Source organism: Desulfonatronum parangueonense (assembly GCF_054656975.1).
Map to the genome: position 1 here is coordinate 4,719,452 of NZ_BAAHXH010000003.1, position 22,472 is coordinate 4,741,923.

Sequence of the window (22,472 nt, forward strand, 5' to 3'; positions counted from 1 at the left end):
TCTGATTTGCCTGAAAAAAATGTTACTATTCAGCTGCGTTCCGGATTGTCTCGATTTTTCGGCATCGCAACTCCTTTGCCGGCTTCGTAACATCGAGCCATTGCTCGAATAAACCTCATCTGGCGCTTTGGGCATTGGGCAATGGTTCGATGAACGAATCCTGGCTCAGTCAAACAGGCGATGCCGAAAAATCGAGACAATCCGGAACACTCCAGCCCTATCCTGAAAGTGCTGAGTAGTTACAAAAAAATTACAGTATGTTCGTCATGATTTGCGCATTGTTTCAATATGTTTCGTCATGGCCAAAACTTCCCGTGCGTCCGTGGCATAACAAATATCTCTGAAGAATATCATGCCGTTGCTATTTGTTTCAAACGCCTATCCCGAAACTCCGGGGGTCTATCTTTTCAAGGACGGCAAGCAGCGGATCATCTATGTGGGCAAGGCCAAGAACATCCGCAAACGCCTGGGATCCTATTTCCGGCCTCCGAAGCAGCTTCCCCTGAAGACCAGGGCCATGATGGCCAGGGCGGCCGCGGTGGATTTCCTGTGCACGAACACCGAAAAAGAGGCCCTGTTGCTGGAGGCAGGGCTGATCAAGAAGCATCGTCCCCGCTACAACATCTGCCTGCGGGACGACAAGCAGTATGTCCTGTTCAAGCTGGACGCCAAGGCGGATTTTCCGCGCCTGACCCTGACCAGAAGAGTGCTCAAGGACGGCGCGCTGTACTTCGGGCCGTTCATTTCCTCCCATGGGGCGCGGCAGACCCTCAAGGCCGTCCACCACCTGTTCCGGCTGCGCAGATGCAAGGACACGGTATTCCGCAACCGGATCAGGCCCTGCCTGTACCACCACATCGGCCAGTGCCTCGGTCCGTGTGTCCTGGATGTTCCCAGGGAATCCTACGCGGACATGGTCCGGCGGGTGCGCATGTTCCTTGGCGGGCAATCCAAGGAGTTGATCGCAAGTCTGAAGCAGCTGATGCAGGAGCATTCGGATCGCCTGGAGTATGAAAAGGCCGCGGAGTTCCGGGACCTGCTCAAGGGAGTCAACCAGACCCTGGAACGGCAGGCCGTGGTTTTCCACGATGAACTGGACCGGGATGTGGTCGGATTGGTGCGGAACAGTCATGGCACCGGACTGAGCGTGCTGTTCATCCGCCAGGGGCGTCTCCTGGACAGCAAGAGTTATTTCTGGCCGGCCGTGGAAGTCGATGAGGTCCGGGAAGGCATGGCAGGGGAAGTGAACGGGGCTGTCGAGGAAGATTCGGATATCCTGACCGAAACCCTGGAGAGTTTCCTGGTCCAGTTTTATGGTCCTGAACAGTACATCCCGGGACGGATCATTCTGCAGACGTCCCTGGACTCAGAATCCACGGCCGAGATTCTGACCGAGCGGCGGGGAACAGCGGTTCGCCTGACGCCGGCCCGGGGGGACGCGGAAAAGCGGCTGGTGGAAATGGCCCGGGCCAATGCCCTGGAGGCCATGAAACAGCGTGAGCCGGATATGGGAACCCTGTTGGCCGAACAGTTGCATCTTCCGGCGCGGGCCAGGAGGGTTGAAGCCGTGGATGTTTCCCATCTGGGCGGTCAGGGCGTGCGGGTGGGCATGGTGGTCTTCGAGGACGGTCATCCACGCAAGGATGCGTACCGGATTCATGCATTTCCCGAGCTGGAGGGCACGCATGACGACTACCTCGCCCTGGCGCATTGGGCCGGACGACGCGTGGCCGCGGGGCCGCCTTGGCCTGACCTGCTGCTGGTGGACGGAGGGCGCGGCCAGCTCAGCGCAGTCATGCGAGCCCTGACCGAAGCCGGAGTGGAGCCGTCCTGGCCCGTGGCCTCCATTGCCAAGGCCGGCCGGAGCGGGGGCGAATTGGAGGACCGGGTCTTCCGGCCGGGACGAAAGAATCCCCTGCAACTCAAACCCGGCGGCAAGGCCCTGCTGTTCCTGCAGCACCTGCGGGACAGCGTGCACCGGTTCACCATTACCCGACAACGCCAATCCCGCAAGAAGCCGGCCCTGGAAAGCCGTCTGACGAGCATTCCGGGAATAGGACCAAAAACGTCCCGATTACTCTGGAATCATTTTCCGGATATCGACGCGATGCGGAAGGCATCGCTTGAAGAACTCGCGGCTTTGCCCGGCCTGGGGCCGGACAAGGCCGGAAAGGTGTTCAGGGGATTGCGGGAAAAAGGGAACGGCTCGTAAGCCGGTACAATCTACTCCTCAATCCTGGCCACAAAATCCAGGTTCTGTTTGCCCATGATCAGGGTCTGACCCGGTTTCATGCTGTTCAACCGGACCTGAGGCGCATAAATGCCCAGTTGCTCGGCAAAGGCGTCGCTATTCTGTTCCAAAACCGGGAACGAGCCCCAGTGCATGGGCACGACTTCCTTGCATTGGAGCATGGCGCAGGCCATGGCCGCCTGTCTGGGGTCCATGGTGAACACCCCGCCGATGGGCAGCAGGGCCAGATCGATGGAGTACAGCCGGCCGTAGATTTCCATGGTCGAAAAGATGCCGGTATCCCCGGCATGGTAGAGGCAGGTCCCGTCATCCAGCTTCAGAATATAACCCACGGCCAGCCCGCTTTCCGAGGAATGTTGGGCCTGGATCATGGTCGCCTGAAGGTTGTGAAAGCGCACGGTGCCGCCGATGTTCATGCCGACGCCGTTGACCGCCTGGTCCTCGGGAAGCCCCAGTGATTTCAGCTTGGTCACGGTTTCCACAATCCCCAAAAGATGCGCCCCGGTTTTTTTGCAGATCTCCACGGCCTGCCCCACATGATCCCCGTGATCATGGGTGACCAGCACCAGATCCACCTTGTCCAGGGCGTCATGGGTGGTTCGCGAGGACGGGTTGCCCTCGAACCAGGGATCGATCAACACGCTCAAGCTCGGCGTGACAATCTGAAAAGCGGCATGTCCATGCCAGATCAATCGATGTTCCATAGTCAGCCTCCTGTTGGCGTCGGTGAAGGTCAAAAGGTGGTGAGTTTTTTACATATCCTACGTCGGCAGTTCGTTCAAAAAACAGGCGCGGAAACCAAAGAGTTCAATCGCAGGATGTTATTTCTTATGCGAAAATTGGAAATTTCGCAATGAGACGTCTTTCTCGTAATGATTCCACCGTTTCCAGTGCACCTGAGCAAGATCCTTGTTGATATGCGCGGCGGGGAAGTCAATGGTCATTGCCCTACTTCTGCCGAGGGCAATTGGACTGTTCGCGACCGGCAGAAAAGGGCAATTAGATCATATTCAATGGACTTCGCACCCCAGGAAGCTCTTTCGGGCAACAATGAGTGCAGATCATGGTAGCTTCAGGGCATCGGTCCCCAATTCTTTGAGTAGAAGTGTTCGAATCTTCTCCTTCCCCGCATGTCGAAAAAAACACCTATCCGATTGCCCTGACCATCCAGCTCTGCTATCAGCAGCCAGGAGCGAAGCCTCGCCTTGGCATTCTTTTCTTTCCGCTCCGAACACGTCTCCACCAGCTTCCAGGCAGCTCTTGGTCAGCCAAGAATTTTGGCAGTGCCAACAAAATGGGCGAGAACTCCCGGCGAGATGTGGTTGGCAATTTTTTGCAAAATTTTGGAATCACATTACTTTTTGTCGTGGCATGGATCGTGCCTAATCAAGGAAACATCATCATTCAACGAAGGAGGACCGTCATGAGGAAAATCTGGAGAAAGGTTTTTGGAGTAGCGGCTCTGGCCCTGTTGTTTATGACAACCCCCAACCTTCACGCTGCAACCGGCACCTATATCGACTGCGTCCACGGCTGCCCCGACCTGATCGACTGCAACAACTGCTGCAACGAAACCTTCAGGGGCATCCTGGAGTCCTGCAACGCGCAATGGAACCAGTGCGAGGTCCTGTGCCCTCCGGGGAACCTGGACTGTCTCGATGCATGCGTGATGGTCAGAAACGATTGCCTCAGGAGGGACACGCGGCATTTCGACTGCCCGCACTGGAAGGTTGGCGGCCCGCAACCGGGTTTGACAAAGGACAACAGTTGCAGCTGGCCCTGTCACGGGGGACCAACCTCCTGAAGCGAATTATTGTGCTCCCTATGCGTTTCGGACGGATGACCCGTCTACCGACAGGACTGTCCTCCTGAGCATGATCATTTTTCATCGGCTTATGTCCCAACGGGGATTCATAGGGTAGCCCAGGGGCGGCCGGCCAAAGGTCGGCCTGCCCTAGGTTGCGTGCCCCTTGCCTTTAGACCGCCTTGTCAGGGCTGGAAAATAATTCTTACCACGTCCGTGGCCAATACAGTGAAAGATGACAAACTTCCTGTTGCTTTCCTTGCTTTTCCGTTCGGGGTACGACACCGTCGTCTCCACGACATCGCCAAACCTGCCGTGAATCCCGGCAGTGCCTGCCTGGAGCTCGGTGCGGGGGCAACACGGGCAGATCATTTCAAGACGGGGGCACGAAGGATGATCACATGATAAAAATGAATACAACCTACCTCCCCGCAACGCTTTTGCTCAACGCCATTGGATTCGAAAAACGAGTCAAAAATCGTATTGAAGAATATTTGACAAGCAATCACATTGTCAGCTTGTCCATTCTGCAGCTGATGGATTTGTTTCTGCCGCAATACCAGGAACCCCCAAGCGAATATTCCATTCTGTACGGTTTTAAAACTCCGATCATGGAGCAACCGCAATTTGGTCCATACCTGTATGACTCGGCCCTCCTGTCAATTACGGAAGCCCCCATGTGCAAAGAAGCCCGGGTGGAGTGGGCTTTGCGTCTCTACCCGTTGATGCTGCGTGAACTCAAAAAACGTCCGACAAACATTCGCCGGTCTGAATTGGAAGCGCGCCAGACAAAACATAACCTACCATTGTGACACAATTTGGGTGGCTCTGGCCGTCGTGCGCAAAGCGCCGTGCGATGGGCAACCCAGGGCGCGTTTTTTGTACTCTTTCCCGGAGCCGGGCTCACGGCTGCTGCCTGGAAGGCTCCAGCGGAGTACGGCAATACAGTGACCACTGCAGGTGAGACGATCTGGAAAGCCATCGCCACGGGCATGGGCAGCGGAGCGACCATTGCCTTCATGGATATATCGAGGCCGTGGGCCGGGTCGCCGAGGAATGCAAAGCCAAAACCCTGGTTCTCAATCATATCGTCCCTGGAGATACGCCCCTGTCCCACCTCCAGAAGGCCGGGGAGTGGCGTTGTGTTGATCACCCCATCTGGGGGTCAGGTTGTGTTCGATCCGGAGTGCGTCCAGGATTCGACCTGCCATGTGATCCACGAGTTCCTGCAGGGTGCGGGGGCGATGATAAAAGCCGGGGCTGGCCGGCATGATCACCGCGCCGGCTCGGGTTGCGGCAAGCATGTTTTCCAGGTGGATGGCGCTGAGAGGAGTTTCCCTGGTTACAAGGACCAGGCTTCGCCGTTCCTTCAAGGTGACGTCCGCGGCCCTGTGGATCAGGTTGCTGCCCAAGCCGTTTGCTATGGCCGCCAGGCTGGCCATGGAGCAGGGGCAGACCACCATGCCCAGGTGCTGCCAGGAACCGCTGGCGGGGGGCGCGGCGAGATCGTCCTGTGCATAGCTGCTATGCGCCTTGTGCAGCAGACTCTCCTGGGGCAGGCCCAGTTCCTGGTTCCAGACCAGCCATCCGGCCTGGGAAACGATCAGGTGCAGTTCGCAGAAATTTTGCAGATACCCGGCCAGAGTCTCGGCATAGGCCATGCCGCTGCCGCCGGTCACGGCGAGGACGATACGTTTCGGACGTGGCGTGGACATTGATTACCTTTGAACCTTTTTCCAAAGCTTGGCGATTCGTTGGGGAAATGATGGATCCGGATGCGCAGGGATCAGTTCCTGGGAAGGCTTTCGGCGGGCATCGATAACGAGCTTCTGACCGAATCCCGGCGATGCGGATCGATGCCAGGGAGCAAGGGGGCCTTCCACGGTGATCATGTCCTCGTCCGGATCGAGGCAGTTGCCCAGCCTCCACAGGATCTGGGAAGTGTTGCGGACATCAACGGCTTCGTCAACCGCGATCAGGAAGCGGAACCGCTGCAATCCAGGCTGATCCAGCAGGGCACCCAGCATTTCCAGGGCGTTTTTGCATTCGGCCCGGATTTGCACAAACAGCAGATTCTGAAAAATGCCTTCCAGGGGTAGGTGGATGTCCAGGATCTCGGGAAAGGTGGATTGCAGCCGAACCCGCAGCATGGTCTCGTAAACCTTGGCCGTCCAGGTGCTCTCCGAAGGGGGCGGACCCGCGATGATGCTCTGAAAGACTGGATCCATGCGGTGCGTGATTGCCTGCAGCTTGAAAACAGGACAGCTCCGGGGAGCGGTTTGCATTCCGGTGTGGTTCCCGAAGGGGCCCTCCATGGCTCGCGGTTGCGGGAGGGCATGGCCTTCAAGAACGAACTGGCTCGTTGCAGGAACGTGAAGGTCAACGGTATGGCATTGGGCCAGCCGAAGATTTGGGTCACAAACGTCGGAGGCGAAGCATAGTTCATCAACCTCCCTTGGCAGGGGCAGAGCCGCCGCCAACAGCACTGCGGGAGGAACGCCGACCGCGGCGGCAACCTCCAGAGACTCCCCGCGCGCAGAAGCTACGGAAAAATGCTCCGCGGCGCCGCTACCGGGATGCCACCCCAGGGTGGCCGTGGACGGATCGATAACCTGCATCCGGTAGATGCCGTAATTTTGCCGCCCTGTTTCCGGATGCCGGGTCGTCACCACGGCCGCTGTCAGGCACGGGCCGACGTCGCCGGGCCAGAAGGTCATCATGGGCAGATGATGAAACCCGACATCACGGTTTGCATGCACCTGCTCTTGGCAGGATGGATGGTCAACGGTGGGGAGCTGCCCGGAAAAATTTTCTTTTGCCCGCCGCAGAAAGTGATCCGCGGCGACTCCGAACGCGTGCAGGCTGTCATGCCCTAGTGCCAGGGCAAGTCGTTGTTCGGATGCAAAGGCGTTGGTCAGGATTGGATGTCGGCTGTTGCGCGGATTGGTGAACAGCAGGGCCTGGCCATGGTCGCGAACCGCGAGAGCGGAAAGAGCGGAAATCTCGAGATAAGGGTCAGTATCATCATCGATTGTCAGCAGCTGGTCGCCTTGCGCTAACACCTCCAGGAAATCTTGCAGGTCCATGGCGCAATACTAAGCAATTTCCACAAATAATCCAGCTTCTGGCTTTGGACTTGTCCTTGACAAATAAACCTTTCAGGACGTACATATCTCCTCTTCAACCAAGGGCAATTAGCTCAGTTGGATAGAGCGTTGGCCTCCGGAGCCAAAGGCCGCAGGTTCGAATCCTGCATTGCCCACCAAGAAAATCAAGGGGTTACGATGAAAATCGTAACCCTTTTTTCTTGCCCTGTTTCATTCCAACCATTATTCCGACCTCTACGACTAAAAGCGACCTATTATCTCTGGGGCACAATCTAATCCATTGTTTCCGTTTCTGGGATGTTAACCACCTATGCCAATCCAGGTATAAGGCCTTGAAACGATCCCCGTGTAATTAATTTGCTTCCATCTGCTTTGCGTAACAGGCCAAGACTTTGGGTCTTGTTGGGCCATAAAAAAAATGGCTGCCCACCTCAACGAAGTGAACGGCTTGGTTATTTGTATTCACGCATCCCACGATTCAAAACAAGTGGAGGTGTCTTCGCCATGCTCTGCGGGGGAGGACAGAAGAAGGCGATTCGCGATAGAAAAAAAGCCTCCAGGGTTGTCACTGGAGGCTTCGTCAACTCGAAGAATCGCGTTTGGCAGCGCGGATTGAGCGGAATCAAGAAGTATCGCTTTCGCGTTATGCTGTCAGGGTCAGGACGCTTTTTCCCAAGGCAGGCTCAGATTTTCCCTTCCGAAATGGCCGTATGACGCCGTGGGGAAGTAGATGGGGCGCAATAGATCAAGCCGTTCGATAATTCCGCGGGGGCGCAAGTCGAACTCGGAGGAGAGTTCGGATGCGAAATCCCGTCCATTGCCTGTTCCGAAAGTATCGACAAGAAAACTGACCGGTTCGGCCACGCCGATGGCGTAGGAGAGCTGCACCAGGCAGCGGTCCGCCCAGCCTCGGGAGACGACGGTTTTCGCCAGGAGCCGGGCCATGTAGGCCGCGGAGCGGTCCACTTTGCTCGGGTCCTTGCCGGAGAAGGCGCCGCCGCCGTGGGGCGCTGCGCCGCCGTAGGTGTCGACGATGATCTTGCGGCCGGTCAGCCCGGTGTCGCCCTTGGGGCCGCCGGTGACGAAGCGGCCGGTGGGGTTGATCAGGGTGCGGAAGCTCGGAGAACGGATTTCTTGAGGAATGACGGGGTCGATGATGTGTATCCGGACTTCTTCGCGCAGTTCGTCAAGTTCGATGTCCTGGTCGTGCTGGGTGGAAAGGACCACGGCCTCGACTTGAGTCGGCCGGCCGTTGTCGTAGCGGAAAGTGACCTGCGACTTGGCGTCGGGCTGGAGCCAGGGAAGTGTTCCGTTTTTTCGGAGCTCAGCCTGTCGCTGGACCAGTCTGTGGGCGTAGGTGATTGCCGCGGGCATGAGTTCCGGGGTCTCGTTGCAGGCATAGCCGAACATCAAGCCCTGGTCGCCGGCTCCAAGGATTCCATCGGAGCGATCCACTCCCTGGTTGATGTCGCCAGACTGGCCGTTGAACCGGATCTGGATTTCGCAACCATCCGGGTCGATGCCGGTTTCCGAGCTTTGGTATCCGACATCTCGAAGCAGCTGGCGCACCAGGGTTTCGGCTGTTTCCTGGACAGCCTGGAAATCTTCTTTTCGCTTTGTCTTGAATTCTCCGGCCACAACGACGCATTGATCCGCGAGCATGGTTTCGCAGGCAACCCGCGCATTGGGGTCCTTGTCCAGGAATGCGTCCAGGACGCGGTCGGAAATCAGGTCGGCCAGCTTGTCCGGATGACCTTCGGAAACGGATTCCGAAGTAAACAGGTAGGATTGAGATGAAGAAACGGAAGACATGGGACGCACCTTCTTCGCTCCTGGTGAATGGCGGCGGTTGGCGACCACTGGGAGCGAGTTCGGCGGGCCAACGCTTTAGCAGCACTTTTATGTCGCCCTGCAAGTTGTGAATTAAATCGGCGACGTACAAAAATTTGAACAAAAAAAACCGCTCAGCTTGAAGCCAAAGCGGGATTGGATCTCGATTTAGCTGAATTTATTACGCGCCCGCAAGCTGAATCAAATCGGCGCTGAGAGAAACATACTCCGATGTTTTAAACTGTCAAGAAAAAAATGTTCCGCCTGATCATTGTAATCGACAAAGAATTCCTGTTTGGTTCTTTCATCAATGGAATGAGGCATCACTCGAACATCGCTCTTTCACAATTTTTCTTCCATGCTTGCGTTTGAAAACAAAATCTGATCATAAGTCCTAAAATGATGATGATATTAAGACAACAAGACGGCATAGGCCAGATGATCTGATGCAAACAACAGGAGAGACAATGATTACGATATTGGCGCTGGGAGACAGTCTGACCGCCGGGTACGGCCTGCGGCCGGAGGACTCGTTCGCATCCAGATTGGAGCGTGCCCTCAGAGGTGAAGGCAGGGACGTGGTGGTGATCAATGGCGGTGTGTCCGGAGATACGGCAGATGACGGTTTGAACCGGCTTGATCCGCTCCTTGAGCACAATCCGGATCTGGTGATCGTTGAATTCGGTGCCAACGACATCTATCAACGATTGCCCGAGGACGAGGTCATGGACAATCTGGAAATGATCATTGACAAATGCAGGGCGATGGGAGCCGAAGTTCTCTTGACCGGCGTGCTTTCCCTGCAGGATCCGGATCAGGAGTACAACACGCGATTTCACGACATCTATCAGGAACTGTCCAGAACAAAGCAGGTGCCTCTCCTGCCGGACTTCATTCCTGGTATTCCCGGCAACCCGGAACTGACCCTTCCGGATGGCATCCACCCCAATGTAGCCGGGGTGGATGTGATCGTCGACAATATCCTTCCCGCAGTGCATTTGCTGCTCGACAAAATTCTTGTTCGGCTGTGATGGTCAACTGGAACGCAACCAGAATGGCTTGCTGATATATTGCGGGCGGCGCTCGGAGTTGCGGAAGTTCAGCGGTTGCATGTCCATGCGACGCATTATTTTCTGCATGGCCACCCGACTGAGGCCGGCCTTGCTTTTGGTTTATGCGATTGACTGCCACACGTTTTGCCTTGCCATCTGCCTCCGACGATCGGGGTCGCGGTCGGAATCAAGGTCGCGTTCGTTTCAAAACGTTGAGGAGTCTTCACATGGCTTTGCTTCGATACCGCCCCCCATACCGACACCGACTCCGATATCAACGCGGCAACAGCAGTAGCATACCTGAATAGGTACGCATGCGATTGACCAGTCAATCATGCACGCATGCAATGACTGCATTGCTGTCAATCAACCGTCGATAATCTCAGGAGGGGATGTCATGGCTACGCTCACCATCCGCAATCTTGAAGAGGAAATCAAACAGATACTGTGCCTCAAAGCGGCCCGTCATGGGTGCTCGATGGAAGAGGAGGCGCGAAGAATACTTCGGCAGGCCTGCCGCGCTTCCGATATCCCGGGGCTGGGGTCAAGGGTCGCGGATCGTTTTGCCTCGCTTGGAGGCATCGAACTGACCAAGGCTGAACGCTCGCTTTCCAGGCATCCGCCGAACTTCCTCAAGGACCAGCCTGAATGGTCCTGCTAATTACGACCTTTTAGGAAATTCTCATGACTCCAGAGCCCAGGGGCAGGTGATGCGCCAGGGGCAGTAGGCGCAGGATTCGGGTTGGCAGGCTTGATGGAAGCGGGGAGCTTCCAGGATATGGCGGCCAAGCCACTCCAGGATTCCGGGCAGACCGTTTTCCTGCCAGTGTAGGAAATCCTGCAGGTTCTGTTCGCCGGCGTTCTTTTTGTCTCGCTGGTTGAATGGAACAAAGATTTTTTTGGCATCCCACTCCCCGATATACAGATAGCCGCAGAGCGCCGGACGATCGTACAGATAAAGGTATCCCGGCAGCTGAATGGACGGCATTTCCTCCTTGATCCGAATCAGTCCCGCCTGGCTGGTGGAATCCTGGTCCGGGGATAGCTGCTCTAGCTCCTCGGCCAAGTCCATGAGTCGCTGTATTTTACGGGGGCTTTTCTGGGGCGCGCTGCCGGTCTTGTAGTCCAGAATAAGCGGCAGGGCCGTGGCCGTGTCCCGGTCGACCCGGTCAAGGCGTCCATGCAAACAAATCATGGCGGCCTGGCCAGGGAGACGGCGCTGCACCGGTTCCTCGATTGCCAGCAGGTGCACGGTCCGGTCCGATTTGCCCAGGTAGTTCAACAGCAACTCCCGCAACAGACGAACCTGGAAGTAACGGGTCGCCGGGGAAAGAGGCGCTTCCCGCACCAGTTCGGGCATGACCTCGTTCCATGCCGTCTCGAAGTTCGGGATCAGATCCCGCGGGATGACCTCGGCATTGCAATATGGCCTGAAGAGCTGCTCCAGAATTCGATGCGCCGCATCGCCCATGATCATGGCCGCGGGATCCTGCCGTGGGTCGTGACGGGGCGAAAAACCGGCCACCTGTTCATTGAAGAAGCGCAGCGGGCAGCTCAGGTAGATGTTCAGGGCCGAGAGGGACAAACCATTCCGCAGGCGCCGGCGGAGCCGGGAAAGGAATGATGATTTTTCCGGAAGCGGGGCCACTGATCGACTCAGATCCAGGTTCAGGGGAACCCGTTGGATCATGTCCCGTAGCAGGCCCTTGTGCTCTTTTTCCAGCCTCCAAAGTTCCTGTTCCCAGTAGCGGCAGGGAATGGTCTTGCCCTCCAGCATGTTCGGCGACGTGCCATGGCGGCTGTAGAGGCGGACTTCACCGGCCGAGGCCATCAGCCGCCGCAGATGATAGCGGATGATCTGCTCGTCGACGTGGCCCGGCGGCAGTCCCAGGGCAGGGCGCAGGGCCTCGGGCAGCAGCGGATTGGGAGCGCCTGTCCTGGGCAGCACGCCTTCCACGCATTCCAGGATCACGACTTTGTCGAAGCACATCAGCCGGCTTTCCAGCAATCCCATGACCTGCCAGGGCGTCACCGGCTCGCCGCTGAACGGCGCGCGCTCCAGGCTCAGAAAATTCCAGAACACGCTCCAGAGAGCCGCGGTCGGCAGAAGCTGGTCCCGGCTGAGAGCCAGTTCCAGGGTCGGCAGGATTCGGGTGTGCAGGGCATGCACGACGTGCATCTCCAATGGCATTTCCCGGGATGAGGGCGCCTTGTCATGGGCATGGAGCAGGGTCAGCAATCGTTGCAGGTAAGCGCTGAGTTCCCGCAAACTCGATAAACTCAACGCTTCCTGAAACAGCCTGCACAGATCGACCGCCGTGGTCTCCCCCATGGCTTCGGCCTGACTGGAGCATTGCCGCAACACGAAAGCCATGTCCTCGGCATCCAGATACGGCTTGACCCGGCTGCGGACAGCCTGGCGCACCAGGCTCAGGGTTTCCGCGGGCAGGATGCCGCGCACCCAGGGATTCTGCCACAAATCAAGATAATCCCGGCTGCCGGGGCCGACGCCGGTGAGCTGCCCGTCCCGGCTCATGCGCACCAGGGTGTGCAGCAACGTACCCAGGGCCGTGCGCTCCAGGGGCAGCCCCAGGGTGATGTTTACTGTTTGATCCGAAGGCAGATGGGCCAGCAGCGGACGGAGCAGCGTCGGATCCGGCAGGATGACGGCGACATGCTCTTCCGCGTCCCATGTCGCGGCGTCGGCGGCAAGATGGCGGAGTTCCGAGTGCAGATCGTGGGCCAGGATGAAAGCGGGGGGCTTAGAAATCAAATTTCGAATGGGCCCAGTGTCTCTTTCGGGAACGGCGTCATCCGGGTCAATCCATTCCAACTCGGCTCGCCATTCCCTGGCCCAGCGTCGCAACGGATCGGGCAGCGGCCGGTCCGCCTGCCACCAGAGTTGGGCGCCGTTTTGGCGCAGAGCCTGGACCAGGGCCGCCTCGGATCGGGTCAGGGCATAGAGCCCGCAGAGATACGTCGGACAGGGTGATGCGCAGGCGGCAACGTCGATGCGCGCGGCCAGATTGGCCGCGGTGGTCATCTTGCGTGCGGCGAGCCCGGCATGGAACCGCGCTTGCACATCGCCGAGATTGGCCAGCAGATCCGAGGCCAGGGCCGGCAGGTCATCCGGGGGGTGGCTCACGTTTCCGGCAATGACCTGCTCCCGGTCCAACTCATCCAAAACCTTGGCCAGACGCACCCCCCAGGGCAGGAATCGATGCCAGTCCGTTTCGTCTCCGTTAGCCGAAAAATGGGTGGATCCGGACTGCTGGCGGATCGTATGCAGGAGCCAGGCCTGGTCCAGAAGTGAAGCCGGAGCCGGGGGATCGTCCGACGCAAGGCAGGCCTGACGGAGAATCCAGTCTTCCAGGCTCAGACAGCGCGGCGGCAGGAATGGCATGCCCATGGAACGGGCCAGGCGCTGGTGCAGAAAGATGGCTGGGCGACGGTGGGGAAAAACGACCTGGATGGAGGCCATTCCCAATTGGTGATCGGGCTTGGTTCGGTCCAGGACTGCATCATGAAGCAGATCGATCAGGTTCGCCTGCAGCGGAAAAACGCGAATCGGGGTGATTTCCTGGGTGGTTCCAGAGGGGGAATCCGGCGCTGAAGGCTTTGATAGAGAAAGTCTGATTCGAGAAGGTTCGCCTGTTGCGCCCGGATCCTGAGGGTTGAGAACGGTGACGTCCGCCGTTTCCAGGTAAGCGATGGCGCCCTGGCACGGGCTCTGGAACATATTGGTCAGCAGGCGCTGGTAGTTGCGGATCTGGGCCTGATCGGCCGCTGAATCCCCGAGTCCGAGCTTGAAGTCCAGCACCCAGAGGGCGCCGTCCGGGAGCACGACCAGCCGGTCGACGCGAACCAGGGAATGTGGATCGGCCGCGCTTTTGCCCGGAATGACGATCTCCTGTTCCGGCAAGGCCCAGGCATCCGCGGCGAACAGCCGGGCAATCAACGGATGATCCAGGGTGCGGCGGATAACGGCAACCAGCGGCTGAACATCCACCTGCTCGGGATGCACCCCGAGCAGGGTCCGCGCTTGGCGCAGCCGCCGCAAAACTCCGGCCTCGCCGGTTTCTCCTGGCTCCAGCAAGGCCAGGGCCTGGTGCGCCACCTCGCCTTGAAGACGCCGCGCGGCAGCCTGAGGATCCTTCCATGCGGAATCATCCGGCGGAGCAACGAGCAATCGTGGGAAAATTTTCATACCTATTGATGTACCATTTCAATAACCCGTGCAGGGCAAGGCGTTTGTAGAGACAAGGCATGCCTTGTCTCTGCGGAAATTGCATCAATATCGCCAATCCGTGTCGGGTCCGGGGGTTAGAGACAAGGCATGCCTTGTCTCTACAGGAATTGCATCAACACCGCCTGTTCGTGCCAGGTCCGGGCGTTTGTAGAGACAAGCATGCCTTGTCTCTACGGGAATTGCATCAACACCGCCTGTTCGTGCCAGGTCCGGGCGTTTGTAGAGACAAGGCATGCCTTGTCTCTACGGGAATTGCATCAACACCGCCTGTTCGTGCCAGGTCCGGGCGTTTGTAGAGACAAGGCATGCCTTGTCTCTACGGGAATTGCATCAACACCGCCTGTTCGTGCCGGGTCCGGGCGTTTGTAGAGACAAGGCATGCCTTGTCTCTACAGGAATTGCATCAACACCGCCTATTCGTGTCGGGTCCGGGCGTTTGTAGAGACAAGGCATGCCTTGTCTCTACAGGAATTACATCAACACCGCCTATTCGTGTCGGGTCCGGGCGTTTGTAGAGACAAGGCATGCCTTGTCTCTACAGGAATTGCATCAACACCGCCTGTTCGTGCCGGGTCCGGGCGTTTGTAGAGACAAGGCATGCCTTGTCTCTACGAAATTACAATCATCCCTCTCCGCGCCAATCACCGGGCATCACGGCCCGCAGCCAGTTCGCGGCCTGGGATGATTTGGCCGTCCCGGTGTCCGCAATATAAATATGCAGCCCCTCTCGGGCCCTGGTCAGGGCGACATAGAGCAGGTTCAGCTCCTCGGCCATGGTATTGACCCGTTCCGAGTCCATGAACTCCGTTACTTCCGCACAACGCGGCTTGGTCGTGGCGGCCAGAAACGGGGCCTCGTTTTCGGTCTGGAACAGCAGGTGCGTGGAGCGGTTCTTCTCGCCGTAGCCCAGCAGGGGCAGGAAGACTTGGGGAAACTCCAGTCCCTTGGCCTTGTGCATGGTCATGACCTGTACGGCGGCCAGCCCCTCGGGAAGTCCGACCACGCAGGAACTGCCGTTCTCCTGCCAAAACTCCAAAAATCCGGATAATGTGGTGTACCCTTCGGCTTCCGCGTTCAAGGCGGACTCCAGCAATTTTTCCACCCAGGCCCATTGGCCCAGGGGAAGCTCTCGCAATCGGAAATGGGCCGCGGCAGCCAGCAGCAGTTCATAGGCTCCGCGAAAACCGGCGTGTTTCCAGAACGGCTCAAGGTGCTCCGCCCAGAAAGCGGGATGCGCTTCCCGCAGCCGACGATAGAGCGGCGCGGCCTCATGGTTTCCCGGCGCGTCATCTTCGGCAACGACTTCCACGTCGGGAACATGAGCTTCTTCAGGCATTTCCGGTTCAAGGTTTTCCGCTCCCCGGAACCGGTTGTTCTTTCCCAAACCCGGCGCGGCCTGAAGGAGAATGCTCAGATCCGGCGCAACATCCGTAATCCGAGAAAAAAGCAGGGGGTTTCCGCAAAGCGCATCCAGCGCGGCGTCGTCGGCCGGGTTGTCCAACCACGTCAACAGGGCCAGCAGCCCCCGGACCGCGGGGTGTCCGGAAATGACCAGGCTCTGCTCGGTGATGGTTGGGATGGACGCGGCCAGCATGTTTTTGGCACATTCTCCGGCTTCGGTATTTGTTCGGACCAGGACGGCCATGTCGCCATGGCTGACACCACGGGCATGCAGGGCCTCGATTTCGGCGATGAGAGTCAGGATGGCCTTGGTCTTGTAATCCTCGGTGTCTTCGGCCGTGATCGGAGTAACGTGAATTGCCCCGGAGCACTCCTTCCAGGGGAGCTGGGCGGAATCGGCGTAGAGTTCGGTGATGGTCACGGCCAGCTGCGAACGGGCCTGGGGTTTTTCCTTGGCCGTGATCATGGCATCGGCAAGAAGCATTGCGGCGTCAGGTTTATCCAGGCCGGCAAAGCAGGCATTGTTCCAGGCCACCACGTCCGGACAGGAGCGGCGATTGAAGGGCAGGACGGTGCGCATCCGGTTCTGGTCGGAGACATTGGGTGTCACCCGAGGGTCCAGAGGGTCGAAGAAGAGCCGCCAATCCCCGCCGCGCCAGCGATAGATGGCCTGTTTCACGTCCCCGACGCAGAACAGGCTGCCTCCTTCGGACAGGGCCTCCACGGCCAGTTCCCGGAGCACTTCCCATTGTTCCCGGCTGGTATCCTGGAATTCGTCGATGAGCAGGTGTTGCCAGCGCATCCCGAGGATCATGGCGGCCTCCTGGAGCAGCTCCTCCCGGTCCAGGTGCTGGCGGATCAGCCGGGTCCACCAGCCGCCCATGAGCAGTCCCTGGGATTGCCCCAGGCGTTCCAACTCCCGGCTGACGACGTGCTGGAGCCGGGCCAGAGGGGTTGCATGGAGTCGGGCCCTGGCCAGCAGATACGCATTTCTGGCTTGGCAGACGTCCATGTAGAGATCCCAGCATTCCGGAAGCGCCGGATGACAATGAACTTTCTTCTTGAACAGTTCCGTGGCCGATGTCTTGGAAAAAAAGGCCGAATCCAATTCGGCCAAGGGATTGCCCAGCTTGTCCGCGGCGACATAACGGGAAATCTGATCCAGGATTCCAGCCCGGTCCAGGGCTCCGATCATTTCCCGGCAGCAGCGCAGAAAATGGTTCTGCGCGGCCTTCAAGTCGTCCAGGGACGTGACGGCCAGGGGCGTCAAAAGCTGGTTCAGGTCGCTGACCACGCTGCGCACCTGCTTTTCCAGCCAGGGCAGGAAGCGCAGCCCACTGTGCATTTCCTGGTGCAGATAGACCTGGAAAATTCCGTCCCAAAGTCCCAGCAGCGAATCGGTTGCTTCCGGTCCTTCCGGTTCGGAACCGGTAATCGCAAGCTGATCCCAGTCCGTCCGGGCCAGCAGGCCTTCCAGGACCACCCTGGACCAGGCCGACTGGTCAAAGCTGGCTTCCAACTCCGGAGAGAGGTTCATGCGCCTGCCCAGGGCCTGGACCAGCTGGAAGTGCAGGCTGTCGATGGTTTTGACCTGGAACCGCGGAAAATGCTCCAGGATGCAGTCCAGCCAGCCCGCCGCCGCGGCCGGCGTGAGGCCGCTCTGCTCCCGCAGGAGCAAACCGGTCGGGGTTTCCAGGGCGATGTCCTTGAGAAAGGCAATGATCCGGGACTTCATTTCCTGGGCAGCGGCCACGGTGAAGGTCAGGGCCAGGATGCCGCCCAAAGTATCGGTGGAGGGATTCCCGGCCCGGGCCAGGAGCTGCAGGAAACGCAATCCGAGGCTGTACGTCTTGCCGGCGCCGGCCGAGGCCTGGACCACCAGGACGTGCGGGAATTCATGGGGCAGGGGGATGTCGGATGTCGGAGTCGTGGTCATTGGAGGTCAACCTGGGAGCGCCGCACCCCAGTGCGGCAGCGGGGTAACGCACCCGGGACAAAGTTCGGGCTGGAGCGTGGTCCCGGTAGCAGGGTCACGAAACTCCGCAAGATGGGACACTTGCACAGGAAAGTTCATCGCCCAATCTTTTGCGCAGTTACGGGAATCCAGGTCATGCTGCCGCAATTTGTTGAAAAGCTGGATATTCCTGGTTTGAGCTAGAAGAGTTGCCCACAAGGCGATACTCATTCCCCGGGGGCATGGGCCTGGCCCAGCCGGCCGTGAGCCATGCGGATATGGCCGATGTCGCGCCAGTCCAGTCCAAGCAGGGCCGCGCCGGTCGCATCCACGGCCACGGGATCGAAACCCGCAACGATCTTGTTCACCGGCGGCGAGCAGGTCGGACCGCCCAGGTGGTAGTCCGCCAGGCCGACGCTGGCATCGATAACGGCCAGGTCCGGGGCGCGGTAGCTGTTCAACTCGTAAATGGCGCGCTGCATGTCCGCGTGCAGGGCGGATTTTTTCCATGAGCCGCCGCGCTGATAATGCGAGGGGGGCGCGAGGCCGAGCATGTTCTTCATGCTCAGAGTGACCTGGGACAGGCTGTGCCGCTTGAGCACGGCCACGGAAACCAGCAGGCCGCTCATGACGGCCCTGGGCAGGTAGATTTCGGGAAAGAAGGAGCATTCCGGATTTGTCAGCCGCACCAGGGGCGCACGGTTCAGATCCAGCAGTTCCAGGTCCTGCTCCGCGGCAAGCTGCGTATAGCCCAGGGATTCGAAGATCTCCGCGGTTTCGCGGCAGGCGTCTCCGCATCCTTCTGCCAGGATGATCCGCGCTTTGGAGTGTCGGCGAACATACTCCACCAGGGCGCGGACCATGTCCGGGTGCGTGGTCACCGGAAAGGGGGAGGTGTTCACGAGATTTGGCTTGATGATGATCCGTTTGCGCCGTTTGAGCACGGATGGAGCGCCTGCTGCGTTCAGAACGTCGTTCACGGCAGCGGCATACTCTGAAAAATCCGCGAAAACGCAAGGCTTGGTACGTGTATCATTGATCATGGACTATCCCCCTGATGTCGGCCGTTCAATCCCTTCGCCCGGAGCCAGGGGAGCGATGCGTCGACGATGATCGACAACCCACGCCGCCATGCCCAGTCCGACGGCCGCCAGCAGCAACACGGCCTGGAAGAGGTAGGCTCCGGCAATGCCCGCTGCCAGCGCCTCGGCGGGCACCATTGTAAAGTCCGTCCGGACCGGCTCCCGAGTGACGGAAACGACAAACAGGGTGAAGATGGATCCGATAAGGGGCAAGCCCGTTGATTGGCCGAAAACCCGGGAATAATTCAGCAGTCCCGAAGCCACGCCGAGATGTTCCCTCGGCACCGCGCCCATGATGGCGCTGTTGTTCGGCGCCTGAAACAGGCCGACTCCCAGTCCGATGGGCATGACCCGCAGGACAAAGCCCCACCATGAGGTTTCCAGGGTCAGTGTGCTGACGGCGAAACAGCCGCAGGCCAGGATCACCAGACCCAGAAGGCTCAGGCCGCGCGGACCGAAGCGATCGGACAAGGCTCCGGCAAAGGGCGCCACCAAACCCATGCTCAGGGGGATGACCATCATCAGCAGGCCTACCTCGCTGGGCGGACGGCCCTGGGCCAGTTGCAGGAAAAAGGGCATGATGAACCCGGCGGACAGGGAAATGAAGACCAGGACCGACATGATCAGGTTCATGTTGAACAGCGGATTGCGAAACAGCGTCAGGTCGATCATGGGCTGCTCGACCCGGCGTTCCACAACGATGAAACCGAGCAGGGAAATTGCCGCGACCACGAGAAGCGTGATGCTCAATGGGGAGCTAAAGCCGATCTTCTGGCCGAAGGTCATGCCCATGGAATAGGCCACCAGGGTCATTGCGGTCAGCACCGCGCCGGGGACGTCGAAGCGTTGAGCGCGATTTGCCGGAGCCAGTGGCGGCATGTGCCGGAAAATGATCACTTGGGCCATAATGCCCAGAGGCACGTTGATCAGGAAAATCCAGCGCCAGCCGACAAACTCGATGATCAAGCCGCCCAGGGAAGGCCCGAGGGACAGGCCCATGGCCACGGAGGCGCCGATCAAACCGATGGCCCGGCCCCGACGATGGGGCGGCGCGAGTTCCGTGACGATGGCGATGCCCAGAGCCTGGCTCATGGCCGCGCCCACAGCCTGCAGGGCCCGGAAAAAGATCAGCCAGCCCACGCTGGGCGCCAGCCCGCACAACAGGGAACCCAGGGTAAAAATGCCCAGCCCCAGGCTGAAGATGCGTTTTTTACCACGCATGTCGCCCAGACGGGAGACCATCAGCAGCAGGGAAGCGACCACCAGCACGTAACTGAGAACGACCCACTGCACCGTGGCGAAATCCGTATTTAATTGCTTGGCCAAGCTCGGCAGAGCCACGTTGACGATGCTCATGTCCAGGGTGGCCATGAAAACCATGAGATTAACCCCGATCATGCTCAGGAACGTGTACTTCGGAGCCTGATCGGGGGGAATGACGTTGGAGATGCCGTGAGCCGGGCCGGAAGATTCCCCGGAGGGATTGATGGGTGAGGGAATGGAGGACATAAAGGAAGGCAACCTATCAGAGAGCCCGACCAACTTCCAGTATCATCCCAGCGGGTTTTCGTGAGTTGCCGTATCTACTCAATACTTGTGGCAATAAAACGGGTAGTTCCTGGGAGCGCTGCACCCCGGTGCGGCAGCGATGTAACGCACTCAGAACAGAGTTCCGGCTGGAACGTGGCCCCAGTAGCTGAATCACGAAACTGCGTTCAGGGGGACCCCTTGCACAGGAGCCTTCCTGCCGACCATTTTGAGCACTTACCAGCTTTTTGTCAGCATCGCATACCGTAATGACCCAAACCGACCCCACCAGCTGTTTTGCAGAGTTCGCCAGGTCAGTCAGGTCTGTACTGGACAGAAACCGCGTCTCGGATTAGAGGATATTTTTTTGGAGGGATGGCCGAGTGGTTGAAGGCGGCGGTCTTGAAAACCGTTGACCCCGAGAGGGGTCCGGGGGTTCAAATCCCTCTCCCTCCGCCATATCATGATCCGGCGCTGTCCGATGAAATGCAATAAGCCCTGAGAAATCAGGGCTTTTTTTATTTGATGTGTCGGATCAGACTGGATAAACCCGATACAACTTTCCCCCACTAAGCGTTGACCCGGTTAATGACTCATAGGTCCTTGCTCTTCGCCCGTTCTTCCGGAGACGGCTCGAACAGACTCAGCCTCCTCCCCTGTTCGGGTCTGGATCAGCATTAAGGGCATACACCAGTTCATCACCCGTGAAATGAACCTCAGGAAGAACGTCCGATAAGACTCCAATCTTGGACATCCTGCCATCGGCAGTTTTGCAGTGAGGTGCTATAAGTAATGTGGCCAGGGTATTTGCATTGACAACGCCATTTATGCCTGTAAAATGGAGTTATGTATGCCAGAATAATTCAACCGCCAGAGCAGAAAAGTTTTTTCCTGTTTGGCCCTCGAGGGACGGGCAAATCCACCTGGGTCCGGTCAGTCTTTCCTGGGGCCGTGTACGTCGACCTTCTGGACTCTCGGTCTTACACTTCCTTGCTGGCTTCGCCGCACCGGTTAGAAGAACTGATCCCACCGGGCTTTAGCGACTGGGTGGTCGTGGACGAGATTCAGCGGGTGCCGGAACTGCTGAACACGGTCCACAGGCTTATTGAAAATCGGGGCTTGAACTTTGTACTGACCGGCTCCAGCGCCCGCAAACTGCGGGGCAGTGGCGTCAATCTGCTGGCCGGCCGGGCAGTGACCAGAGCCATGCACCCGCTTACCGCAGTGGAGTTGGGCTCGGATTTCTCCTTGGACCGTTCCCTGGCGCACGGACACCTACCATCGGCCTGCACCGAGGAGGACCCAGCTGATTATCTGGCTGGTTATGTTCACACCTATCTGCGTGAGGAGGTCCAGCAGGAAGGCTTGGTCCGCAATCTCCAAGCGTTCACTCGATTCCTTGAAGCTGCCAGCCTGTCCCAGGCTAGTGTTCTGAACATCTCCGAAGTGGCACGGGAATGCGAGGTCAACCGTAAGGTGGTCGAGGAGTATTTCCATATCCTGGAGGATCTCCTGCTGGCTTGGCGTTTGCCCGTATTCACCAAAAAAGCCAAGCGCCGCATGACTGCTCATCCGAAATTCTTCCTGTTCGACGCCGGAGTGTTCAGGGCGCTTCGACCAAAAGGGCCGCTGGACCGGCCCGAAGAAATCGATGGCGCGGCTTTTGAGACCTTGATTTTTCAAGAGCTGCGAGCGGTAAACGACAATCTGCGTTTAGGCTTCGGCTTGTATTACTGGCGGACGGCGGAAAAGCAGGAAGTGGACTTCGTGCTGTACGGCGAAAAGGGATTGATCGCCATTGAGGTCAAGCGCACCGCGACCATCAGACCAAAAGACATCCGCGGCCTTCGGGCGTTTCTTCATGACTATCCAATGGCCAAAGCCTATGTTTTTTACGGAGGACGCGAGAGGCGCTATTTGGATGAAATCGAGGTCATCCCTCTGGAACAGGCCCTGTCCGGCTTGCCCGAATTGCTCTGTCCAGTGGACGGCGGGGGCGAGTGATCGTGGATTATTGGCCATATCCAATGACTTTGGTCAGTGAACGGCCAGGTATCTGATTTTCCTGATTACAGATAACTGATAGCCGGAACAGGGATTCCAGTTCTTCCGGCCTTCCATGACTTCCTGGAGATCCACGACCTTCCTGCTTGCGGCGGCTTGTAAGTAATTAAAAGATCAAAGCCCTGTTCAAACGAACAGGGCCTTTTTTTAA

Annotated in this window: 14 protein-coding genes and 2 tRNA genes; 8 read left to right on the forward strand and 8 right to left on the reverse strand. The window is 58.4% G+C overall.

Features of this window, described 5'->3' with window-relative positions; genetic code table 11:
• Window positions 1-352 precede the first annotated feature (352 nt).
• Window positions 353-2,212 carry an excinuclease ABC subunit UvrC gene (gene uvrC, locus ACYQ15_RS21190; RefSeq protein WP_459939455.1) on the forward strand — a complete coding sequence of 620 codons (1,860 nt, stop codon included), beginning with the start codon at window positions 353-355 and terminating at the stop codon, window positions 2,210-2,212.
• Window positions 2,213-2,223: 11 nt separating this feature from the next.
• On the opposite strand, the gene ACYQ15_RS21195 is transcribed toward uvrC, so the two are convergent.
• The gene (locus ACYQ15_RS21195) at window positions 2,224-2,955 is read right to left on the reverse strand and encodes a metal-dependent hydrolase (protein WP_459939456.1); all 732 of its coding nucleotides are present in this window, start codon (window positions 2,953-2,955) and stop codon (window positions 2,224-2,226) included.
• Window positions 2,956-3,674: 719 nt separating this feature from the next.
• On the opposite strand from ACYQ15_RS21195, the gene ACYQ15_RS21200 reads away from it, so the two are divergent.
• Both ACYQ15_RS21200 and ACYQ15_RS21205 read left to right on the forward strand, forming a co-directional pair.
• Window positions 3,675-4,055 (forward strand): hypothetical protein, encoded by a 381-nt coding sequence (locus ACYQ15_RS21200; RefSeq protein ID WP_459939457.1) that lies wholly within the window; start codon window positions 3,675-3,677, stop codon window positions 4,053-4,055.
• Between the two features lie 401 nt (window positions 4,056-4,456).
• Window positions 4,457-4,867 carry a hypothetical protein gene (locus ACYQ15_RS21205; protein ID WP_459939458.1) on the forward strand — a complete coding sequence of 137 codons (411 nt, stop codon included), beginning with the start codon at window positions 4,457-4,459 and terminating at the stop codon, window positions 4,865-4,867.
• Window positions 4,868-5,134: 267 nt separating this feature from the next.
• On the opposite strand, the gene ACYQ15_RS21210 is transcribed toward ACYQ15_RS21205, so the two are convergent.
• Together ACYQ15_RS21210 and ACYQ15_RS21215 are read right to left on the reverse strand one after the other, a co-directional pair.
• A complete protein-coding gene (locus ACYQ15_RS21210; protein WP_459939459.1) occupies window positions 5,135-5,770 on the reverse strand; it encodes a UbiX family flavin prenyltransferase in 636 nt (211 codons plus the stop codon).
• A 3-nt stretch (window positions 5,771-5,773) separates the two neighbouring features.
• Window positions 5,774-7,141, reverse strand: a complete 1,368-nt coding sequence (locus ACYQ15_RS21215) for a UbiD family decarboxylase (RefSeq protein WP_459939460.1) — start codon at window positions 7,139-7,141, stop codon at window positions 5,774-5,776.
• A gap of 102 nt (window positions 7,142-7,243) precedes the next feature.
• On the opposite strand from ACYQ15_RS21215, the gene ACYQ15_RS21220 reads away from it, so the two are divergent.
• A tRNA-Arg gene (locus tag ACYQ15_RS21220) sits at window positions 7,244-7,320 on the forward strand.
• Between the two features lie 499 nt (window positions 7,321-7,819).
• On the opposite strand, the gene metK is transcribed toward ACYQ15_RS21220, so the two are convergent.
• On the reverse strand, window positions 7,820-8,974 hold the full coding sequence (metK, locus tag ACYQ15_RS21225) for a methionine adenosyltransferase (protein WP_459939461.1): 1,155 nt from the start codon (window positions 8,972-8,974) through the stop codon (window positions 7,820-7,822).
• Between the two features lie 485 nt (window positions 8,975-9,459).
• Here metK and ACYQ15_RS21230 point away from each other — a divergent pair, with 485 nt between their 5' ends.
• Window positions 9,460-10,023 carry an arylesterase gene (locus ACYQ15_RS21230; protein WP_459939462.1) on the forward strand — a complete coding sequence of 188 codons (564 nt, stop codon included), beginning with the start codon at window positions 9,460-9,462 and terminating at the stop codon, window positions 10,021-10,023.
• A gap of 418 nt (window positions 10,024-10,441) precedes the next feature.
• Window positions 10,442-10,705 carry a FitA-like ribbon-helix-helix domain-containing protein gene (locus ACYQ15_RS21235; RefSeq protein ID WP_459939463.1) on the forward strand — a complete coding sequence of 88 codons (264 nt, stop codon included), beginning with the start codon at window positions 10,442-10,444 and terminating at the stop codon, window positions 10,703-10,705.
• Between the two features lie 21 nt (window positions 10,706-10,726).
• Here ACYQ15_RS21235 and ACYQ15_RS21240 read toward each other — a convergent pair whose 3' ends face one another.
• The 4 genes from ACYQ15_RS21240 to ACYQ15_RS21255 all read right to left on the reverse strand — a co-directional run bounded on the left by ACYQ15_RS21240 (window position 10,727) and on the right by ACYQ15_RS21255 (window position 20,239).
• Window positions 10,727-14,251, reverse strand: coding sequence for a PD-(D/E)XK nuclease family protein (locus ACYQ15_RS21240; protein WP_459939464.1), 3,525 nt, complete (start codon window positions 14,249-14,251; stop codon window positions 10,727-10,729).
• 664 nt (window positions 14,252-14,915) lie between these two features.
• A complete protein-coding gene (locus ACYQ15_RS21245) occupies window positions 14,916-17,630 on the reverse strand; it encodes a UvrD-helicase domain-containing protein (protein ID WP_459939465.1) in 2,715 nt (904 codons plus the stop codon).
• 245 nt (window positions 17,631-17,875) lie between these two features.
• Window positions 17,876-18,691 (reverse strand): DUF362 domain-containing protein, encoded by an 816-nt coding sequence (locus ACYQ15_RS21250; protein WP_459939466.1) that lies wholly within the window; start codon window positions 18,689-18,691, stop codon window positions 17,876-17,878.
• 3 nt (window positions 18,692-18,694) lie between these two features.
• A complete protein-coding gene (locus ACYQ15_RS21255; protein ID WP_459939467.1) occupies window positions 18,695-20,239 on the reverse strand; it encodes an MFS transporter in 1,545 nt (514 codons plus the stop codon).
• Between the two features lie 387 nt (window positions 20,240-20,626).
• Here ACYQ15_RS21255 and ACYQ15_RS21260 point away from each other — a divergent pair.
• Together ACYQ15_RS21260 and ACYQ15_RS21265 are read left to right on the forward strand one after the other, a co-directional pair.
• Window positions 20,627-20,716, forward strand: a tRNA-Ser gene (locus tag ACYQ15_RS21260).
• Window positions 20,717-21,103: 387 nt separating this feature from the next.
• Complete coding sequence (locus ACYQ15_RS21265) at window positions 21,104-22,261, forward strand: ATP-binding protein (RefSeq protein WP_459939468.1); 1,158 nt, start codon at window positions 21,104-21,106, stop codon at window positions 22,259-22,261.
• Window positions 22,262-22,472: the final 211 nt, after the last annotated feature.